This is a genomic window from Streptomyces xanthii (assembly GCF_014621695.1).
GTDB classification, from domain to species: Bacteria; Actinomycetota; Actinomycetes; order Streptomycetales; family Streptomycetaceae; genus Streptomyces; species Streptomyces xanthii.
Map to the genome: position 1 here is coordinate 2,657,113 of NZ_CP061281.1, position 17,617 is coordinate 2,674,729.

Genomic DNA, 17,617 nt, shown 5'->3' on the forward strand with positions numbered 1-17,617 from the left:
CGGGACGAACGTATGCGGACATGCCGGTGGCGCGATGGACGGTTGTCCATCGCGCCACCAAAAGGGGTGAACGGCCGTAACTTTCCCGCGCGCGTGACGTTCTGTCGCGCTAAGAGATCAAAGCGCTACAGAAAGCTACGGAGTGTCAACCCTTGGGAAACACCCAGGGGTTGGGCCGGCAGGTGATGCCATCGGCCTTCAGGAACTTGGTCTGCTGCTGCATCACCGGAGCCGGCGCGCCGTTCTGCGTGCACGTCACGTGATTGAAGCCGAGCCGGTGACCGACCTCGTGATTGATGAGCATCTGGCGGTACGGGAAGATCGCCTTGTCGTGCAGGGCGTCGTCGTACGGCTTCGCGCCCTGCGCCCAGCGGTACGCGTTGATCATCACGCGCTCGGTGGCGGCCGAGTCGCACGACACGTTGTCCTCCGTCGTGTCGAGGCCCGACTTCGCGCACCAGTCCGCGGTGGTCCCGGGGCTGGCGAGCGTGATGACGAACTGCGCCTCCTCACCCTTCCCGACGCGCTCGAAGGTGCGCTCGCCGCCGTGGGCCCAGCTCCGCTTGTCGTTCAGGGTCTTCTGCACGGCGTCGGCGAACAGCTTGGCGTCGAGGCCGAGGCCCTTCTCGACGTCGACGCGGTAGCGGAACTTCTCCCCCTTGCCGGGCGCCGCGGCCCCGTCGGGGATCGACTCGAACGCGCCGGAGCCCTTCAGGTCCGCGGCGAGCGGGTACTTCTTCGCCATCTTCTGCTCGTACGTGAGCGGGACGACGCGGGCCGGGGCGGTGGGCGTCGCCCGGTCGTCGGAGCGGGAGGCGGAACCGCCCTGGGTGCGGGAGCCCTCGGCGGCCCCTGCCCTCGTGTCGCTCCCGGAGCCGCTGTCCCGGTCGGCGACCTGGCCCGCGACAACGATGGCGAGCACGGTCGTGACGGCCGCCGCGGCGATCCCCGTGAACGTCATCCCCTTGCGGCTCCGGCCCCGGGCCGGCTCCTGCGGCAGCTCGTCCGAGGGCAGCGGCGGGTAGTCGTCCCAGTCGGAGACGGAGGCGTACGGATCGGCCGGGTACGCGTCCGAGGCGTGCGGACCGGATGCGTACGGGTCGGACCGGTACGGGTCCGGCGCCTCGGGCGTGCCGAGGAGCGTGCGGCCGGACGGCGCCGCGGCATGGCCCGCGGGCGCGCCGACGCCGTCGAACGCGTCGACGTACTCCTGGCGCGGGCTCGGCAGCGGTCCGGTGCCGGGACCCTGAGGGCCGCCGGGCGGAGCCACCGGAGGGACCACGGGCGGGACGGCGGCGCGGCCACTGCCCCGGGCCGTCGGCGCGGCCGGAGAGGGCGGAGCGGGCGGAGCGGGCGGGCCGCCCCAACCGCCGCCCGGCTCATGCTGCTCGGGGTGACCGCCCCGGACGTACGGCGCGGCAGGACGGGCCGGCCGGTGCGTACCCTGCGACGACTCGAAAGCCGACTCGTAGGGCGACGCGGAGGTCGGCTGGAAGGTCGAGGGATAGGCCGACGGATAGGACGAGGGGTAGGACGAGGGCTGGTGAGCCTGCGACTGCGGGGAGGGCGCGGCCTGCGGCAGCTCGGCGGCCGCGCGGCGCCTGCGGCCGGAACCGGGGCCCAGCCTGGGCGCGGCGGCCCGCGCCATGGGCTCGGCCGGTTCACCGGCCCGCTCGCCGCTCTCTGCCGGTCCTCGGCGGCTATGCCGTCCCACAGGCCGCCTCAGCTCCCCGGATTCGTACTGTGCAATTTCTCGTCATGCGTCGGCGTCTGGTCACACGCTGACTGGTCTTCATGTCTCGGCGCACCACGTGACGCTCTCACATCACCCGCCGCCCCGTTCAACGTCTCCGTGTCCGACAGGAGTTCCCGGAACGCGGTGGCGACCGTCTCCGGATATTCCATCATCGCGACGTGCCCCGCGTCCGGCAGGGTCAGCAGCCGCGCGTCGCGGAACGTTCTGGCGGCGCGCGCCGCCATCCGGTACGACACCAGCAGGTCTCGGCCGCCGTAGACGAGCAGGGTCGGCGCGAGGACGCGCTCGGCCTGGCGCCACAGTCCGTGCTGACCGCCGAGCGTGTACGCGTTCACCACCCCGCGCGCGGAGCGGGCCATCGCGTCCCAGAAGTAGGGGAGCTTGAGGCGCCGCTCCATCTCCTCGACGGCGGCGCGGAACCCCTCGGGCGAGACCCGGTTCGGGTCTCCGTAGCAGAGCGCCATCACGCCGCGGACCCGCTGCTCCGCCGTCCAGTCCTTCGTCAGACGGGTGAAGAGGGAGGCGACGCCGGGCACGGCGAGCAGGCCGGTCGGCACGGCGGTGCGCTGGACGCGGATCTCAGGCAGCGCGGGCGACACGAGCGTCAGCGTGCGGACGAGGTCGGGGCGGACGGCCGCCACGCGCGTGGTGACGGCGCCGCCCAGCGAGTTCCCGAAGAGGTGGACGGGCCCGCGGCCCTGCGCGTCGAGGTACCGGATGACGGCGCGGGCGTGTCCGGTGACCGAGTAGTCGCCGTCGTCCGGCGGGGGCGAGTCGCCGAAGCCCGGGAGGTCGACGGCCTCGCCGTCCACCACGTCGGCGAGCAGCGGCATCAGCGCCGACCAGTTCTGCGAGGAGCCACCGAGGCCGTGTACATAGAGGGCGGGCGGAAGTCCCTCCCGCGCGGCGGGGCGCGACCGGACCGCGAGGGTCAGGCCGGGCAGACCCACCGACCCCATCGACTCCCCGTCCGCGACCCGGACGCCTCCCGGGACGGACACCGTGTCCACGGCGGACGGCACACGCGGCGACTCGGTCGAAGACATGCGGGATATGTTACGAGACGATCACGCACTGGATCGTGTGTTCGCCGTCACAGCCCGCATAGCGCGCCGTTCCTCTGTCTCCTACGCTCGATTCAGGGCACCCGCCCACGTGGAACAGTGAGGAAGGGAGCCATTCATGACGGTCGACCCCAGCGATCCCGAGACCTTCACGGAGCGCGGCGACAACACGGAGATCGATGTGGAGGCCCCGGAGGCCGACGCTGCCGAGCAGCACGCGGACCTCTCGCAGGACCGGGACGACCCGCCGGCCGGCGACGCCGACCCCGACACCGCGAACGAGGCGGACCGCGCCGAGCAGGCCCGAGTGGTGGCGCTCGACGAGGACGACTACCGCTGAGCTCGCCCCGTACGACCGTCACAGTCAAGGGACGGCCGGTGATGCGGCACGTCGGCGGCCGGACGCGCATCAGCGGACGGCCGGATGGCGGGCGACGCGTCAGGCGACATGTCGGGCGACGGTATATACCGCTTTCCCGTGACAAGACCGCTACGCGCCGCTTTCACTGCCGTCCGGTCCGTGAAATTCTGCGCCTGCACCGCGCACATCGCAGTTACCCAAAAGTACGATGACGACGCGGCGCACACCGCAACGGACGATTTTGGGAGGCGGCGTGACAGCCACCGAGCAGACGGAGGCGGCGCGCCCGAAAGGCACCCGCCTGCCGCGCCGTGCCCGACGCAATCAGCTCCTGGGCGCGGCCCAGGAAGTATTCGTCGCACAGGGCTACCACGCGGCCGCGATGGACGACATCGCGGAGCGTGCCGGAGTCAGCAAGCCGGTGCTCTACCAGCACTTCCCCGGCAAGCTCGACCTCTATCTGGCGCTCCTCGACCAGCACTGCGAGTCGCTGCTGCAGTCGGTGCGCACCGCACTGGCGTCGACGTCGGACAACAAGCAGCGCGTCGCGGCGACGATGGACGCCTACTTCGCGTACGTGGAGGACGAGGGCGGCGCGTTCCGGCTCGTCTTCGAGTCGGACCTGACGAACGAGCCGGCGGTGCGCGAGCGCGTCGACCGCGTCAGCATGCAGTGCGCCGAGGCGATCTCCGACGTGATCGCCGAGGACACGGGTCTGTCCAAGGACGAGTCGATGCTGCTGGCCACGGGCCTCGGCGGCGTCTCCCAGGTCGTGGCGCGCTACTGGCTGTCCAGCGAGAGCCCGGTGCCCCGCGACAAGGCGGTCGAGCTGCTCACGTCCCTGGCGTGGCGCGGCATCGCCGGCTTCCCGCTGCACGGCATCGACCAGCACTGAGGGCGGCGACGAGAGCATCGACGGTGCCGGGCGCCCCTGTAATGGGGCGCCGCGCCGTTTTGTTCCCGCCGGGCTGTTCGCTCTTGGCGTGCGGCAAGGGCACCGGGAGCCTCGTCTCACCGGGCTAATCTTTGCTGGGTACGGCGCGGTCGTCCGCGCACATCACGGATCGTCGGAGGGACAAGGCCGTGGAGGTCAAGATCGGCGTGCTGCACACGCCCCGCGAGATCGTTCTGGAGAGCGATCAGTCCGCCGAGGAGGTCGAGGGCGCCGTGTCCGAGGCTCTGTCCGGCAAGTCGCAGCTGCTCTCCCTGACGGACGACAAGGGCCGCAAGGTCCTCGTCCCCGCCGAGCGTCTCGCGTACGTCGAGATCGGCGAGCCGGCGGTCCGCAAGGTGGGCTTCGGCCCCCTGTAGCGGCTTCGCGGCAGATACGGATTTCCGGGAGAGGGCCCGGTGACGCACACCGTCACCGGGCCCTTTCCCGTGCTCGTGCACGCGGCCGCCCGGCTCCGGACGCGTCCCGCGTACGACCACGGCGCACGCACAGGACGGCCACAGAGGGAGGGTTGCGTTCCGGGGCCCAGGGGTAGACCCGCTAGGACCGTTTTGCACCGGCCGGACGCGCGGGAGGGACCCACCATCATGCTGCTCGAGGCTCTCGGCTCCGCACTGCTCGGCCTGGCTCTCGCCCTCGCCGCCGGGCGCCGGCTCCCGCGCCGGCTGCCGGCTCCGCGTCTGGTGGTGCCCACGGGCGTCGCCGGTGCGCTGTTCGGGGCGTTCGTGACGCACAGCGCGCTCGGCCCAGGGCACGCGCTCGCCACGCTCGGCGGCGCGCTCGTGCTGGCGGCGGCCCTGCTGTCCCTGCTGCTGCGCCCCGCGCGGGGCGGGGCGCGGCGGCTGAGCCCGAACGCCCAGTAGCGCCCGGGCCCACCGCGGCAGGAGCGTCAGGCGGCGAGGCCCAGCGCGGCCATCCGCTTGGTGTGCGCCTCGGTGATCCGGGAGAACATCTTGCCGACCTCGGCCAGGTCGAAGCCGTCGGCCACGCCCCCGACCAGCATCGTGGAGAGCGCGTCGCGGTCCGCGACGACCCGCTGCGACTGCGACAGGGCCTCGCCCATCAGCCGGCGCGCCCACAGCGCGAGCCGCCCGCCCACGCGCGGGTCCGCCTCGATGGCCGCCCGCACCTTCTCCACGGCGAACGACGCGTGCCCGGTGTCGTCGAGCACGGCGAGCACGAGGGAGCGGGTGTCGGAGTCGAGCCGGGCCGCGACCTCGCGGTAGAAGTCCGAGGCGATCGAGTCGCCTACGTACGCCTTGACCAGGCCCTCCAGCCAGTCCGACGGCGCGGTCTGCTTGTGGAAGCCGTCGAGCGCGGCGACGAAGGGGTCCATGGCCTCGGTCGGCTCGGCGCCGATCGCGGCGAGCCGGTCGCGCAGCTGCTCGAAGTGGTGGAACTCGGCGGACGCCATCTTCGCCAGCTCCGCCTTGTCGGCGAGCGTGGGCGCCAGCTTGGCGTCCTCGGCGAGCCGCTCGAACGCCGCGAGCTCGCCGTACGCGAGCGCGCCCAGCAGGTCGACGACCGCGGCACGGTAGTTCGGGTCCGCGGAGGCGGTGGCCCAGTCCTGGGCCGCGATTCCGGTCGGCGCGGGGGTCGCTTCGGTGGACGGCGTGGCGTTGTCAGACGTCTCCATGCAGCGCACAATAGCCCGCTCGCGGGGTCCGGTAAGTCCCTGGTCATGGAGTGTGACGACGGCTACGTGACCAAATCGGCCATCGCACATGCGCGTTTCCGGGGTATGGTGGTAAAGAGCCCGCCGAGTGCAAGCCTGTGTCATGTGCCTGCACGTATCTCCGACGGGCCTCATGAATGAGGATGCCCGGTCGGTGGCCCGATCGGCTCCGACCCGACAGCCCTCCGGGTCTGCGTCACATGGCGTACCGATCGAGGAGGGGCCCTCAGCGGCACGAGCGCTCGAGCGTCGGCAGTGGTCCCGCGCCATCCGGTTCCTCCGCAGCAGCGGATGCGGACCGGCGTACCAAAGGCACGGCACTGGCACGGTCACGACCCCCGCGTTCGCCTCGGTCCGCACCTCACAGAAGAGGCAACACCCTGACTACGCAGACTTCGACATTCCGTCAGCTCGGCATTCTTCCCGAGACCGCGGAGGCCCTCGAGGCCGTCGGCATCATCACCCCCTTCCCCATCCAGGAGATGACCCTCCCCGTCGCCCTCTCCGGCACGGACGTCATCGGCCAGGCCAAGACCGGCACGGGCAAGACCCTCGGTTTCGGTCTCCCCCTCCTGGAGCGCGTCACCGTCCCCGCGGACGTCGAGGCCGGCCGGGCCAGGCCCGAGCAGCTGACCGACGCCCCGCAGGCCCTCGTCGTCGTCCCGACGCGCGAGCTGTGCACCCAGGTGACCAACGACCTGCTGACCGCCGGCAAGGTGCGCAACGTGCGCGTCCTCGCCATATATGGCGGTCGCGCCTACGAGCCCCAGGTCGAGGCCCTCAAGAAGGGCGTCGACGTGATCGTCGGCACCCCGGGCCGTCTCCTGGACCTGGCCGGCCAGAAGAAGCTCGACCTCTCGCACGTGAAGGCGCTCGTCCTCGACGAGGCCGACGAGATGCTCGACCTGGGCTTCCTGCCCGACGTCGAGAAGATCATCAACATGCTTCCGGCGAAGCGTCAGACGATGCTGTTCTCGGCGACCATGCCGGGCGCCGTCATCGGCCTCGCCCGCCGCTACATGTCGCAGCCGACGCACATCCGCGCCACGTCGCCCGACGACGAGGGCGCCACGGTGCGCAACATCGCGCAGCACGTGTACCGCGCGCACAACATGGACAAGCCCGAGATGGTCGCGCGCATCCTGCAGGCCGACGGCCGCGGGCTCGCGATGATCTTCTGCCGCACCAAGCGTACGGCCGCCGACATCGCCGACCAGCTCAAGCGGCGCGGCTTCGCGTCGGGCGCGGTCCACGGCGACCTCGGCCAGGGCGCGCGCGAGCAGGCGCTGCGCGCGTTCCGCAACGGCAAGGTCGACGTGCTCGTGTGCACCGACGTCGCCGCGCGCGGCATCGACGTCGAGGGCGTCACGCACGTCATCAACTACCAGTCGCCGGAGGACGAGAAGACGTTCCTCCACCGTGTGGGCCGCACCGGCCGCGCGGGGGCGAAGGGCACCGCGGTGACGCTGGTCGACTGGGACGACATCCCGCGCTGGCAGCTCATCAACAAGGCGCTCGAGCTGGACTTCAACGACCCGGTCGAGACGTACTCGTCCTCGCCGCACCTCTACGAGGAGCTGAGCATCCCGGCGGGCACCAAGGGTGTCCTGCCGCGCTCGGAGCGCACGCGTGCCGGTCTGGACGCGGAGGAGATCGAGGACCTGGGCGAGACCCGTGGCCGCGGTGCCGACTCCGGTCGTGGTGGCCGCGGGGACCGCGGTGGCCGTGGTGGTCGCCAGGACCGTGACAACCGCGACCGCGAGAACCGCGAGGAGCGCCGGGAGGAGCGTCCGGCCCGTACGCCGCGCCGTCGGCGCCGCACGCGTGCCGGTGAGCCGCTCGCCGCGGGTGCCGCCGCCGCTGCGGCCGCTCCGGTGACGCCGGTCGAGGAGGCCGCCTCCGAGCCGCGCACCCCGCGCCGTCGCCGCCGCACGCGCGGCAACGCCCAGGGTGCCGCGCCGGTCGCTCCGGCCGCCGAGGCCGTGGTCGAGACGGTCGAGGCCGCCGCCCCGGTGCTGACCGAGGCCGCGCCGGTCGTCGAGGTGCCCGCGCAGTCGCGTCGCCGTACGCGGAAGAAGGCGGAGCCCGTCGTCGAGACGGCGGAGGCCGTGGTCGAGGCCGCCGCGCCGGTCGAGGCCGCGCCGAAGAAGCGGGCCCCGCGCAAGAAGGCCGCCGAGGCGGTCGTCGACACGGCGGAGGCCGTCGAGGTCAAGCCGGCCCGTCGTACCCGCAAGAAGGCCGAGCCCGTCGCCGAGTCGGCGCAGGCCGTCGCGGACACGGTCGAGGCCGTCGAGGCCGCGCCGAAGAAGCGGGCGCCCCGTAAGAAGGCCGTCGCCGCCGCCCCCGAGGAGACCGCCGTCGTCGAGGCCGCGCCCAAGAAGCGCACCACGACACGCAAGAAGGCCGCCGAAGCCGCCGTCGACACCGCCGAGGCCACCGAGGCCGCGCCGAAGAAGCGCGCGCCCCGTAAGAAGGCCGCCGAGGCCGTGGTCGACACGGTGGAGGCCGTGGAGGCCGCGCCGAAGAAGCGGACGACGACGCGCAAGAAGGCGGAGGCCGCGGTCGACACCGTGGAGGCCGTCGAGGCCGCGCCGAAGAAGCGGGCGCCCCGTAAGAAGGCCGTCGCCGCCGCCCCCGAGGAGACCGCCGTCGTCGAGGCCGCGCCCAAGAAGCGCACCACGACGCGCAAGAAGGCCGCCGAAGCCGCCGTCGACACCGCCGAGGCCACCGAGGCCACCGAGGCCGCGCCGAAGAAGCGCGCCCCGCGCAAGAAGGCCGTCGCCGCCGCCCCGGAGGAGGCCGCCGAGGCCAAGCCGGTGCGCCGTACGCGCAAGAAGGCCGTGGCCGAGGCCCCCGAGGCCTGATCGGTCGCACGACGCCGGAGCTGTACGCAGGCCCGGATCCCGCACACGCGGGGTCCGGGCCTGCGGCGTTGGATGTTCGGACCTACGGTGTTCGGGCCCCGGCGGCCGAGGGGCGGCCTCCCGCGTCGTCCCGTTAATCTCACCGCATGAGCAGGCCCGAGACGTTCACCCCGCCGCCCGGCACGCGCGCCCACGCCCTGCGCACGGCGCGAGGTGACTTCGCCGCGCTGACCGGCGGGCCGGCGTCCGGCCCGGTGCGCGGCACCGCGCTGCTGCTGCCCGGTTTCACCGGCAGCAAGGAGGACTTCATCTCGCTGCTGCTGCCGCTGGCGGAGGCCGGGTACCGCACGGTGGCCGTCGACGGGCGCGGGCAGCACGAGAGCGCGGGCCCCCGGGACGACGAGGCACCGTACGCGCGCGCTGAGCTGGTCCGGGACGTGCTCGCTCAGGCCGCCGCGCTCGGGCCGGCCCCCGTCCATCTGCTCGGGCACTCCTTCGGCGGGCTCGTCGCGCGGGCGGCGGTGGTCGCCGACCCGGCGCCCTTCGCGTCGCTGACCCTGATGGCGTCGGGCCCCGCGGCGGTGTCGGCGTCCCAGCAGCAGCGGGTGGCGATGCTCCGGGACGCGCTGGCGGTGTACGACATGGGGCAGGTGTGGGAGGCCATCCAGGCGCTGGAGGCGGCCGAGGGTCCCGTCGAGCCGCGGGGCGACGAGGAGGATCTGCGGCGGCGCTGGATGAACAACAGCCCGGCTCAACTCCTCGCAGCGGGGCGGCAGTTGTGCACCGAGCCGGACGGGGTCGAGGAGCTCGCCCCGGTCGCGCCGCCGGTCCATGTGATCTCCGGCGAGGAGGACGACGCGTGGCCGGTGCCGCTGCTCGACGACATGGCGGCCCGGCTGAAGGCGGAGCGGACGGTCGTCGCCGGCGCCGGCCACTCCCCCAACACGGACCGCCCGCGGGAGACGGCGGCGGCGCTCGCCGCGTTCTGGGACAGGCACCCGGCCGCCTGACGCGCCGCCCGCCACATGGCCCGACGGCCTGCCCGCCTCCTGACGCGCCGTCACTGTAGGTGCTCGCACGACCGCGCTACTCGCGAGTAATTAGTTCTTCGAAAAATTTCCTTAGCGTAGGGAATGTTTGCACGGGGCAACCCGTTGACCACTACGGAACGCGGGGCACTGTCGCCACGCCTTCCACCTCAGTTCTCCTCCAGGAGGATCACCAGACGAAGGGAGAAGCCTGTGCGCTTCGAGATCATGCGACTGGACGACGTCGACGGCGCGGCCGTCGACACCACCGTCGTGGACGCCGCCTCCGTCAATCGGATCGTTCAGCAGGCCGCCGCCATAGGGCAGCGCCTCTACATCCGCCCGGCCGAGTCCACCGCCTCATAACGGCGAGCGGCTCACACACTTCGAAGCCCCCGTACGCACGATGCGTACGGGGGCTTCGCGTGTGCCCGGGCCGGGCGGCGGGCCGGGTCAGGAGCCCTGGATCACCTGGGTCACGCCGTTGATGATCTGCTGCACGGCGATGGCGGAGAGCATCATGCCGGCGAGCCGGGTCACGAGGACGACGCCGCCGTCCTTGATGACGCGGATGATCACGAGCGAGTACCGCATGACGAGCCACAGCACGACGTGGATCGCGACGATCGCCGTCCAGACGGAGACCTGCGTGGCGACCGAGTCGGCCTTCTGCACGGCGAGGATGACCGAGACGATCGCGCCGGGGCCGGCCAGCAGCGGCATGCCGAGCGGGACGAGCGCGACGTTCACGTCCTTCGTCTGCTTCGGCTCGTCCGTCTTGCCGGTGAGCAGGTCGAGCGCGATGAGCAGGAGCAGCAGACCGCCCGCGATCATCAGGGCGGGCACGGAGACGTGCAGGTAGTCGAGGATCTGGTGGCCGAGGACGCCGAAGACGGCGATGACGCCGAAGGCGACGCAGACGGCCTGGAAGGCCATGCGCTTCTGGACCTTGGCGGGGCGGCCCGCGGTGAGGGCGAGGAAGATCGGGGTGATTCCGGGGGGATCCATAATCACAAAAAGCGTGAGAAAAAGGGATCCGAAGACAGCGACGTCGAACACGGTGGGGCCAGGCCTTGCGAGAGATGAGCGGAAAGAGGTGGGAGTGCGGGGCGATCAGGGACGGCCGGGCGCGGACCGCGCGCCCGAAGGGCGTCGGTCGGTGCCGGTGCGGCGCTGATCAGGCGCGGCGTCCGCCGGCGCCCGGGACGGGGAAGGCCCCCGTGGCGCGGCGCACGATCTCCCCGTAGACCTCGGGGTCCGTGGTGAATTCGCCGGGCACACAGGTCTTGCGGCTGCCGTGGTAGTCCGAGGAGCCGGTGGTGAGCAGGCCGACGTCGGCGGCGAGGCCGCGGAGCCGGTCGCGGGTGGGCTCGTCGTGGTCCATGTGGTCGACCTCGATGCCGTCGAGGCCCGCCGCGGCGAGCTCGGCGATGGCCGACTCGGGCACGGTGCGGCCGCGCTCCGCGGCGGCCGGGTGCGCGAAGACGGTGACGCCGCCGGCGGCCTTGACGAGACGGATCGCCTCGAAGGGGTCGGTCTCGTGCTTGTCGACGTAGGCGCGGCCGCCGTCGGCGAGCCAGTCCTTCGTGAAGGCGTCGGAGACCGTGGGCACGACACCGAGCTCGACGAGCGCGGTGGCGACGTGCGGGCGGCCGACCGAGCCGTCGCCCGCGATCCGGGCCACCTGCTCCCAGGTGACACCGACGCCCAGCTCGTTCAGCTTGGCGACCATGCCGCGGGCACGCGGCACCCGGTCGTCGCGGACCAGCTCGCGCTCGCGCAGCAGGTCCGGCTCGTCGGGGTCGAAGAGGTACGCCAGCATGTGCATGCTCACGCCGTCGAGGCGGCAGGAGAGCTCGGCGCCGGTGACGAGGGTCAGGCCCTCGGGCAGTGCCGCGATGGCCTCGGCGTGGCCGCGCGTGGTGTCGTGATCGGTGAGGGCCACGACGTCCAGACCCGCCGCCGCGGCGTTGCGCACCAGCTCGGCGGGGGTGTCCGTGCCGTCGGAAGCGGTGGAGTGGGTGTGCAGGTCGATGCGCACGGCTGCGGACTCCAGGCTTCGGACGGAGGGATCGGGACCGCTCAAGGATAACGGGGATTCCGGACCCCCTTGTCACCACCGAACCGGCCCTGACTCCTTACCGCCGGTACCCCCGACCCGGCCGACCCCACGCCGCGGCCGGGCTCACCCCAGAAGACGGGGCGACAGCGCTCCGCACGGCATCATGTCGACCTCCGGCCCGGCATCGCGCAGATCGGCGAGGACCAGCTCGTCGTACAGGAGCATTCCGGAGTGCTCGGGCCAGACGATCGCCCACAGCCACAGGCCGCGCGCCTCGCCCGCGAAGACGGCGCGGTCGCCCGGGGTGCCGGTGACGTGCCACAGCGGGGTGGGGCGGCCGGCCGCGAGGACCTTGGCCTGCGGTGGTCCCGTCACGTCCAGGAAGGGTCCGGGGTCGGGGCCGTCGATGCCCGCGTAGCGCGCGCCGAGTCCGACGCCGAGCTCCTCGGCGACGAGCACCAGCTCCCCCATGCCGCCGAGCGGCCCGGGGCCCGAGCAGGCGACGGCGGTGGCGCGGCCTCCGGAGCGGTCGTCGCCCGCGTTGGCCACACCGGTGAAGAGCCAGCCGACCGGCAGCGGCCATGGCATCCACACGGGGACACGGGCGCGCTTCACGACGACGCTGAGCGCCTCGACGCTGGGCGGGATGACCGGTTGTAACGGGTGCACGGCGCCGTGCACGTCGCACTGCCAGGAGTCGGCAAAAAGGCCGGGAGCCCTGACCCGGCCACCACACTTCGGGCAACTGGGTTCGCCCCTCATAAGGCTCAACGGTCCTCCCCGGGCCGCGCCGCGTCAAGGACGATCACCCGTCCGGACCGTCAGGATCATCCGACCGAGGACCTCACCATGTAGATGTAGCTTGCATTAATTAGCTGATCTAACTTATTGTGTGCATACGCCAACGATTCAGAGCGTTCTAAGGAGCGGCCTGCATGAGCCACAGCGAGCCAGGAACCGAAGGGGACCCGTTCGACGCGGGCGCGACCAGCCTCCTGCGTCAGCCGAAGGCCGTCTGGGCGACCGCGGGCGCCTCCGTCGTCGCCTTCATGGGCATCGGACTCGTCGACCCGATCCTGCCGTCGATCGCGCAGGGCCTGCAGGCCACCCCGAGCCAGGTCTCCCTGCTCTTCACCTCGTACTTCCTGATCACCGCGATCGCGATGCTGGTGACCGGATTCGTCTCCAGCCGGATAGGCGGCAAGAAGACGCTGCTCGCCGGGCTCGCCCTGGTCGTGGTCTTCGCCGGGCTCGCCGGCACCTCGGACTCCGTCGGCCAGCTGGTCGGCTTCCGGGCCGGCTGGGGCCTCGGCAACGCCCTGTTCGTCTCCACCGCGCTCGCCGTCATCGTCGGCGCCGCGGCCGGCGGCAGCGCCGCCGCGATCCTGCTCTACGAGTCCGCTCTCGGCCTCGGCATGGCCTGCGGCCCGCTGCTCGGCGCCGTGCTCGGCAACGCGAGCTGGCGCTACCCGTTCTTCGGCACCGCCGCGCTGATGGCGGTCGGCTTCCTCTGCATCACCGCGTTCCTGAAGGAACAGCCCCGGCCCGCGAAGAAGACCTCGCTGCTGGACCCCATCAAGGCGCTGGGCCACGGCGGCCTCGCCTCGGCGGCGCTCTCCTCGTTCTTCTACAACTACACGTTCTTCACCGTGCTGGCCTTCACCCCGTTCGTGCTGAACATGACCCCGTACAAGTCGGGTGCCGTGTTCTTCGCCTGGGGCGTGCTGCTCGCGCTGTTCTCGGTGGTCGTCGCGCCGCGCATGCAGGCCCGGTTCGGCTCGCTCAAGGTGCTCGGCGGCTCGCTCGTCCTGCTCGCCGCCGACGTGCTCGTCCTGGGCTACGGCAACCACACCACGGCCGTCGTCTGCACGATCCTGTCCGGCGCCTTCATCGGCGTGAACAACACCGTCTACACCGAGCTGGCCCTCGGGGTCTCCGACGCCCCGCGCCCGGTCGCCTCCGCCGGCTACAACTTCGTCCGCTGGTTCGCCGCCGCGGCCGCCCCGTACTTCGCGCCGAAGATCGAGGAGTGGACCGACATCCACATCCCGTTCGTCGTCGCCGCGATCACGGCCGTCCTCGGCGCCCTCGTGGTCTGGGTCCGCAAGAACGCCCTCACCCACGAGGCCGAGGAGCTGGAGCCCCGGCACGCGAGCGAGGACAGCGTCTCCGTCTTCGCGAACTGACGCTCAGTCAAGCGGTACGGACCTGCGCAGCGGATCGCGCAGGTCCGTACCGCTGTTCAGCCACTTCTCCTGGAGCGCGCCCGCCCCGTGCACCCGCTTCCACGCCGCCTCGTTCTGCGTCATGGGCAGCAGCGGCAGGAACCGTACGGGGTCCATCGGTTCGTCCAGGTCCAGGTCCTCCACCAGGCCGCCCGGCTCCGCCACCAGGACGGAGGTGAACGGCGCCCCCGGCCACAGCGGCTCGCCCACGTCCAGGGAGGCGCCCGGCGCCACGACGACGCCCTCGACCTGCGGGGACGCGGCGAGCACGGCCAGCGGGCGGAGCACCTTGTCGGTCTCGGCGAGGCCGGCGCGGACCGTGAGGACCAACTCGGCGCGCGGGCCCTTCACCGGGTCGGCGAGCGCCGCGGTCGGGTCGGACATCGGGGACGCGGACATGCCGAGCGTCGCGTACCGCACCACGTCCCCGTCGGAGAACCGCAGTACCTCGATGCGGTCCGTGCCGAGGAACGTGACCGCCGCGCGCGCGTCGGGCTCACCGAAGGCGGTCAGCAGCCGGGCTTCCACCAGTGCAAGAACTTCTCCCATCCCGCGAGCATAGAACTCGCATGCAACGGGTAAAGAAGGGACTTGCTTCTTCAGTCGGCTGATAGTCTTGGCCGCTGGTCGGCATGGTGCGCGGTCGCGTACCCGCCGAGCGTCCTCGGGACCCTCGGAGCGCCGGCCCGTCACCGTCCCCCACGGGGGACCGGCCGGAGGAGGTGGGGCTGTCATGGATCGAAGTCGATCGTGCAGTACCACCCGTTCTTCCGGCCGCTAGGCCCGCATCTCCTTTCGCAGTCCGCAGTGCGGCAGCCGTCCGGGCTGCCTCCGCGTCCTGTCGCGTGCGCCGGAAGAGCGCTTCGTTCCCACCTGATCTTTCCGATCGCACCGATCTGAGTCAGTAAGCGAAGCCGCCCCGCTCATGGTGCGGTGCTACCCGCTTTGTGGACGTGCAGCATGTCCTTCGGCCAGGACGTCCTCATTCCGGGTGGTTCCACCCGTAGCCGCCGCGGCTCCCGCTCGCGAAGGAGCCTGCCCATGTCGATGATTCGCGACCTGCGTGCCGCCGTCCGCCCCTCGCTGCGCAAGAGCGTGGCCCCGTACGGGAACGAGGCGCGCTCCTCGTACGACCCGACGCGTGACCCGTCGGCCGTCACGGCCGTGGTCGACTGCGCCGTCTACCGGGACGGCGCGCGCGTCGAGTCCACCGAGTGCCTCACCCCGAGCGAGGCCCGCCGCCGGGTGCGCCGTGACGGCGGCTTCGCCTGGATCGGCCTGCACGAGCCGACCGAGGCCGAGTTCGCCGGGATCGCCGCCGAGTTCGGGCTGCACCCGCTCGCCGTCGAGGACGCCGTCCACGCCCACCAGCGGCCCAAGCTGGAGCGCTACGACGACACCCTGTTCGCCGTCTTCAAGACCATCCACTACGTCGAGCACGCCGAACTCACCGCGACCAGCGAGATCGTGGAGACCGGCGAGGTCATGTGCTTCACCGGACGGGACTTCTTCATCACCGTCCGGCACGGCGGCCAGGGCTCGCTGCGCGCCCTGCGCCACCGCCTCCAGGACGACCCGGAGCTGCTGTCCAAGGGCCCGAGCGCCGTGCTGCACGCCATCGCCGACCATGTCGTCGACGGCTATCTCGCGGTCGCCGACGCGATGCAGGACGACATCGACGAGGTCGAGACCGACGTCTTCTCGCAGACCGGCAAGGGCTCGCCGCGCGGCACCGACGCGGGCCGCATCTACCAGCTCAAGCGTGAGGTGCTGGAGTTCAAGCGGGCCGTCGCCCCGCTGCGCCGCCCGCTCGCGCTGCTCAGCGAGCGGCCGATGCGGCTCATCGACCCCGACATCCAGAAGTACTTCCGTGACGTCGCCGACCACCTGGAGCGCGTCCAGGAACAGGTCATCGGCTTCGACGAACTGCTCAACTCGATCCTCCAGGCCAACCTCGCGCAGGCCTCCGTCGCGCAGAACGAGGACATGCGCAAGATCACCTCGTGGGCGGCCATCATCGCCGTGCCGACGATGGTGTGCGGGGTCTACGGGATGAACTTCGACCACATGCCGGAGCTGCACTGGCGGTTCGGCTATCCGATGGTGCTGGCCCTCATCGGCGGCATGTGCTTCGGCATCCACCGCACCCTGAAGCGCAACGGCTGGCTGTAGCTAGGCTTCTGCGCATGACGACTGCTGAACTGCTCGATGCCGCCCTTGTCGAGGAGGCCACGAAGAAGTCCGGGCTCATCTGGGTCCGGGGTGCCTCGGGGACGGAGCGCGCCCTGTGGCACGTGTGGCACGAGGGGGCGGCGCTGGTGGTCGGTGACGGCCCCGGCGAGCAGCCGCTGCCCGGCCTCGACGACGGCTCCGCGGCCACCGTCACGGTCCGCAGCAAGGACAAGGGCGGCCGGCTCGTCGGCTGGCGGGCGTCGGTCGTCGCGCTGACGCCGGGCTCGGAGGCCTGGGAGGCGGCGGTCGGTGAGCTGAAGGGCAAGCGGCTGAACGCGCCGGACGCCGAGACGATGACCGAGCGCTGGGCCCGCGAGTGCCGGGTGCTGCGCCTGGAGCCGGCCGGCGGCGCGCACGTCCCGGTCCCCGACGGCTCACTCGCCGCACGCCCCGTACCGACCCCGGCGACTACCCGGAACCCGGCGCCGGCGGGCCTGCCGAAGCTGCTGGCCCGGCGCAAGCGGCGCTGACGGCCCCCGGTCAGGAGGCCGGCAGTGCCTGGCCGTAGTCCACGGTGTCGGCGTCGTCCGGCTCCCTGAGCTCGAAGCCCTTGCCCCACTCGGTCAGCTTCAGCGAGCCCGCGCCGCCGGCCCGCTCCAGGCGCAGCGGGTACGCCGTGCCCTCCAGGGAGACGTCGAGGGTGCCGCCCGCGCCCTTGTCTCCGCTCAGCTCTATGGTGCGGACCCCGTCGGCGGCGCCCCGGTCGCCCTTGGCGAGGGTGCCGTGCAGGGTGAGCAGCCCGTCGAGCAGCACCTCCTTGTCGGTGAAGGTGCTCAGCTGCTTGTACGCGGGGTCGCCCGAGGGCACCTTCACGTACTTGCCGTCGAGCTTCTCCGCCGCCGTACCGCCTTCGTGCGCGTTCTTGCCCTCGTCGGAGTGCGTCCAGAAGGCGGCGCTCGCCTTGAGGAAGAGGTGCTCGCCGACCCGCAGCAGCTGGAACGTGCCGTCCTTCGTGGTCACCGACCCGGTGCCGCCGTCGTCCTTGAGCCGCATGTCGAGCCTGTACGTCCGTCCGCCGACGACCACGGAGCCGGAGACGTGCACGGTGTCCGCGGCCTGCGCGGCCTTCACCGTACGGCTCTGGATCTTCTTGGCGGACAGCTTGCCGACCCCGTTGGTCCCCGCGTCCGGGTCCTGCTCGCCTCCGCCGCCGCACGCGGTGAGTCCGGCCACCAGCCCCGCGCTCAGCAGACCGGCCAGCAGGAACCGGGGTCGACGGGCCAGGGGGTGTGCGGTCACGGGCGGGACCACCTCTCGTGGGGCAAGGGGGGTGCGGCGGTGGGCAGGACGGCAGCGTACCCGTGCCCTGCGCGCCCACTCCCCCAGGCCCTGGCCCCGGGCGGCGCAAAGGCGCCGTCGACCGGCTCGGGCTAGCCTGATCACCAGATTGCTCGTATG

18 protein-coding genes are annotated in these 17,617 nt (G+C 72.0%); 10 read left to right on the forward strand and 8 right to left on the reverse strand.

Going from position 1 to position 17,617, the window contains the following annotated elements; all coding sequences use genetic code 11:
* Positions 1-145: 145 nt before the first annotated feature.
* Both IAG42_RS11920 and IAG42_RS11925 read right to left on the reverse strand, forming a co-directional pair.
* Positions 146-1,270 carry a DUF3152 domain-containing protein gene (locus tag IAG42_RS11920; RefSeq protein WP_394811212.1) on the reverse strand — a complete coding sequence of 375 codons (1,125 nt, stop codon included), beginning with the start codon at positions 1,268-1,270 and terminating at the stop codon, positions 146-148.
* A gap of 452 nt (positions 1,271-1,722) precedes the next feature.
* Positions 1,723-2,802, reverse strand: a complete 1,080-nt coding sequence (locus tag IAG42_RS11925; protein ID WP_188336998.1) for an alpha/beta hydrolase — start codon at positions 2,800-2,802, stop codon at positions 1,723-1,725.
* A 136-nt stretch (positions 2,803-2,938) separates the two neighbouring features.
* Between IAG42_RS11925 and IAG42_RS11930 the strand changes: the two genes are divergently transcribed.
* The 4 genes from IAG42_RS11930 (at position 2,939) to IAG42_RS11945 (ending at position 4,996) form a co-directional block, all read left to right on the forward strand.
* A complete protein-coding gene (locus IAG42_RS11930; protein ID WP_188336999.1) occupies positions 2,939-3,160 on the forward strand; it encodes a hypothetical protein in 222 nt (73 codons plus the stop codon).
* A 274-nt stretch (positions 3,161-3,434) separates the two neighbouring features.
* Positions 3,435-4,076 carry a TetR/AcrR family transcriptional regulator gene (locus IAG42_RS11935; RefSeq protein WP_188337000.1) on the forward strand — a complete coding sequence of 214 codons (642 nt, stop codon included), beginning with the start codon at positions 3,435-3,437 and terminating at the stop codon, positions 4,074-4,076.
* Between the two features lie 188 nt (positions 4,077-4,264).
* A complete protein-coding gene (locus IAG42_RS11940) occupies positions 4,265-4,492 on the forward strand; it encodes a DUF3107 domain-containing protein (protein ID WP_188337001.1) in 228 nt (75 codons plus the stop codon).
* A 228-nt stretch (positions 4,493-4,720) separates the two neighbouring features.
* Positions 4,721-4,996: a hypothetical protein gene (locus tag IAG42_RS11945; RefSeq protein ID WP_188337002.1), complete on the forward strand. Its 276-nt coding sequence runs from the start codon at positions 4,721-4,723 to the stop codon at positions 4,994-4,996.
* Positions 4,997-5,022: 26 nt separating this feature from the next.
* Here IAG42_RS11945 and IAG42_RS11950 read toward each other — a convergent pair whose 3' ends face one another.
* Entirely contained in the window at positions 5,023-5,769 is a 747-nt protein-coding gene (locus IAG42_RS11950) for a ferritin-like fold-containing protein (RefSeq protein WP_188337003.1), read from the reverse strand.
* A 176-nt stretch (positions 5,770-5,945) separates the two neighbouring features.
* Between IAG42_RS11950 and IAG42_RS11955 the strand changes: the two genes are divergently transcribed.
* The 3 genes from IAG42_RS11955 (at position 5,946) to IAG42_RS11965 (ending at position 10,066) form a co-directional block, all read left to right on the forward strand.
* Positions 5,946-8,672, forward strand: a complete 2,727-nt coding sequence (locus tag IAG42_RS11955) for a DEAD/DEAH box helicase (protein ID WP_394811213.1) — start codon at positions 5,946-5,948, stop codon at positions 8,670-8,672.
* A gap of 146 nt (positions 8,673-8,818) precedes the next feature.
* The gene (locus IAG42_RS11960) at positions 8,819-9,682 is read left to right on the forward strand and encodes an alpha/beta fold hydrolase (protein ID WP_188337005.1); all 864 of its coding nucleotides are present in this window, start codon (positions 8,819-8,821) and stop codon (positions 9,680-9,682) included.
* Between the two features lie 231 nt (positions 9,683-9,913).
* Positions 9,914-10,066, forward strand: a complete 153-nt coding sequence (locus tag IAG42_RS11965; RefSeq protein ID WP_188337006.1) for a hypothetical protein — start codon at positions 9,914-9,916, stop codon at positions 10,064-10,066.
* 87 nt (positions 10,067-10,153) lie between these two features.
* Here the strand turns inward: IAG42_RS11965 and IAG42_RS11970 are convergent, their stop codons facing one another.
* The 3 genes from IAG42_RS11970 to IAG42_RS11980 form a co-directional block, all read right to left on the reverse strand.
* Positions 10,154-10,759 carry a MarC family protein gene (locus IAG42_RS11970; protein WP_188337007.1) on the reverse strand — a complete coding sequence of 202 codons (606 nt, stop codon included), beginning with the start codon at positions 10,757-10,759 and terminating at the stop codon, positions 10,154-10,156.
* Between the two features lie 118 nt (positions 10,760-10,877).
* Positions 10,878-11,741: a PHP domain-containing protein gene (locus tag IAG42_RS11975; RefSeq protein WP_188337008.1), complete on the reverse strand. Its 864-nt coding sequence runs from the start codon at positions 11,739-11,741 to the stop codon at positions 10,878-10,880.
* A gap of 144 nt (positions 11,742-11,885) precedes the next feature.
* A complete protein-coding gene (locus IAG42_RS11980) occupies positions 11,886-12,524 on the reverse strand; it encodes a DUF6758 family protein (protein ID WP_188337009.1) in 639 nt (212 codons plus the stop codon).
* A 173-nt stretch (positions 12,525-12,697) separates the two neighbouring features.
* On the opposite strand from IAG42_RS11980, the gene IAG42_RS11985 reads away from it, so the two are divergent.
* A complete protein-coding gene (locus IAG42_RS11985) occupies positions 12,698-13,948 on the forward strand; it encodes an MFS transporter (RefSeq protein ID WP_188337010.1) in 1,251 nt (416 codons plus the stop codon).
* Positions 13,949-13,951: 3 nt separating this feature from the next.
* On the opposite strand, the gene IAG42_RS11990 is transcribed toward IAG42_RS11985, so the two are convergent.
* Positions 13,952-14,536, reverse strand: a complete 585-nt coding sequence (locus tag IAG42_RS11990) for a suppressor of fused domain protein (protein ID WP_188337011.1) — start codon at positions 14,534-14,536, stop codon at positions 13,952-13,954.
* Positions 14,537-15,028: 492 nt separating this feature from the next.
* Here IAG42_RS11990 and IAG42_RS11995 point away from each other — a divergent pair, with 492 nt between their 5' ends.
* Complete coding sequence (locus IAG42_RS11995; protein WP_188337012.1) at positions 15,029-16,159, forward strand: magnesium and cobalt transport protein CorA; 1,131 nt, start codon at positions 15,029-15,031, stop codon at positions 16,157-16,159.
* A gap of 14 nt (positions 16,160-16,173) precedes the next feature.
* A complete protein-coding gene (locus IAG42_RS12000) occupies positions 16,174-16,689 on the forward strand; it encodes a hypothetical protein (RefSeq protein WP_188337013.1) in 516 nt (171 codons plus the stop codon).
* Positions 16,690-16,699: 10 nt separating this feature from the next.
* On the opposite strand, the gene IAG42_RS12005 is transcribed toward IAG42_RS12000, so the two are convergent.
* Positions 16,700-17,458, reverse strand: coding sequence for a hypothetical protein (locus IAG42_RS12005; protein WP_223205952.1), 759 nt, complete (start codon positions 17,456-17,458; stop codon positions 16,700-16,702).
* Positions 17,459-17,617: the final 159 nt, after the last annotated feature.

Coding starts and splice junctions, on each gene's coding strand:
- IAG42_RS11985 (WP_188337010.1), top strand. CDS start 12,698: ATGAGCCACAGCGAGCCAGGAACCGAAGGGGACCCGTTCGACGCGGGC.
- IAG42_RS11930 (WP_188336999.1), top strand. CDS start 2,939: ATGACGGTCGACCCCAGCGATCCCGAGACCTTCACGGAGCGCGGCGAC.
- IAG42_RS11925 (WP_188336998.1), bottom strand. CDS start 2,802: ATGTCTTCGACCGAGTCGCCGCGTGTGCCGTCCGCCGTGGACACGGTG.
- IAG42_RS11995 (WP_188337012.1), top strand. CDS start 15,029: ATGTCGATGATTCGCGACCTGCGTGCCGCCGTCCGCCCCTCGCTGCGC.
- IAG42_RS11980 (WP_188337009.1), bottom strand. CDS start 12,524: ATGAGGGGCGAACCCAGTTGCCCGAAGTGTGGTGGCCGGGTCAGGGCT.
- IAG42_RS11955 (WP_394811213.1), top strand. CDS start 5,946: ATGAGGATGCCCGGTCGGTGGCCCGATCGGCTCCGACCCGACAGCCCT.
- IAG42_RS11945 (WP_188337002.1), top strand. CDS start 4,721: ATGCTGCTCGAGGCTCTCGGCTCCGCACTGCTCGGCCTGGCTCTCGCC.
- IAG42_RS11960 (WP_188337005.1), top strand. CDS start 8,819: ATGAGCAGGCCCGAGACGTTCACCCCGCCGCCCGGCACGCGCGCCCAC.
- IAG42_RS12000 (WP_188337013.1), top strand. CDS start 16,174: ATGACGACTGCTGAACTGCTCGATGCCGCCCTTGTCGAGGAGGCCACG.
- IAG42_RS11950 (WP_188337003.1), bottom strand. CDS start 5,769: ATGGAGACGTCTGACAACGCCACGCCGTCCACCGAAGCGACCCCCGCG.
- IAG42_RS11990 (WP_188337011.1), bottom strand. CDS start 14,536: ATGGGAGAAGTTCTTGCACTGGTGGAAGCCCGGCTGCTGACCGCCTTC.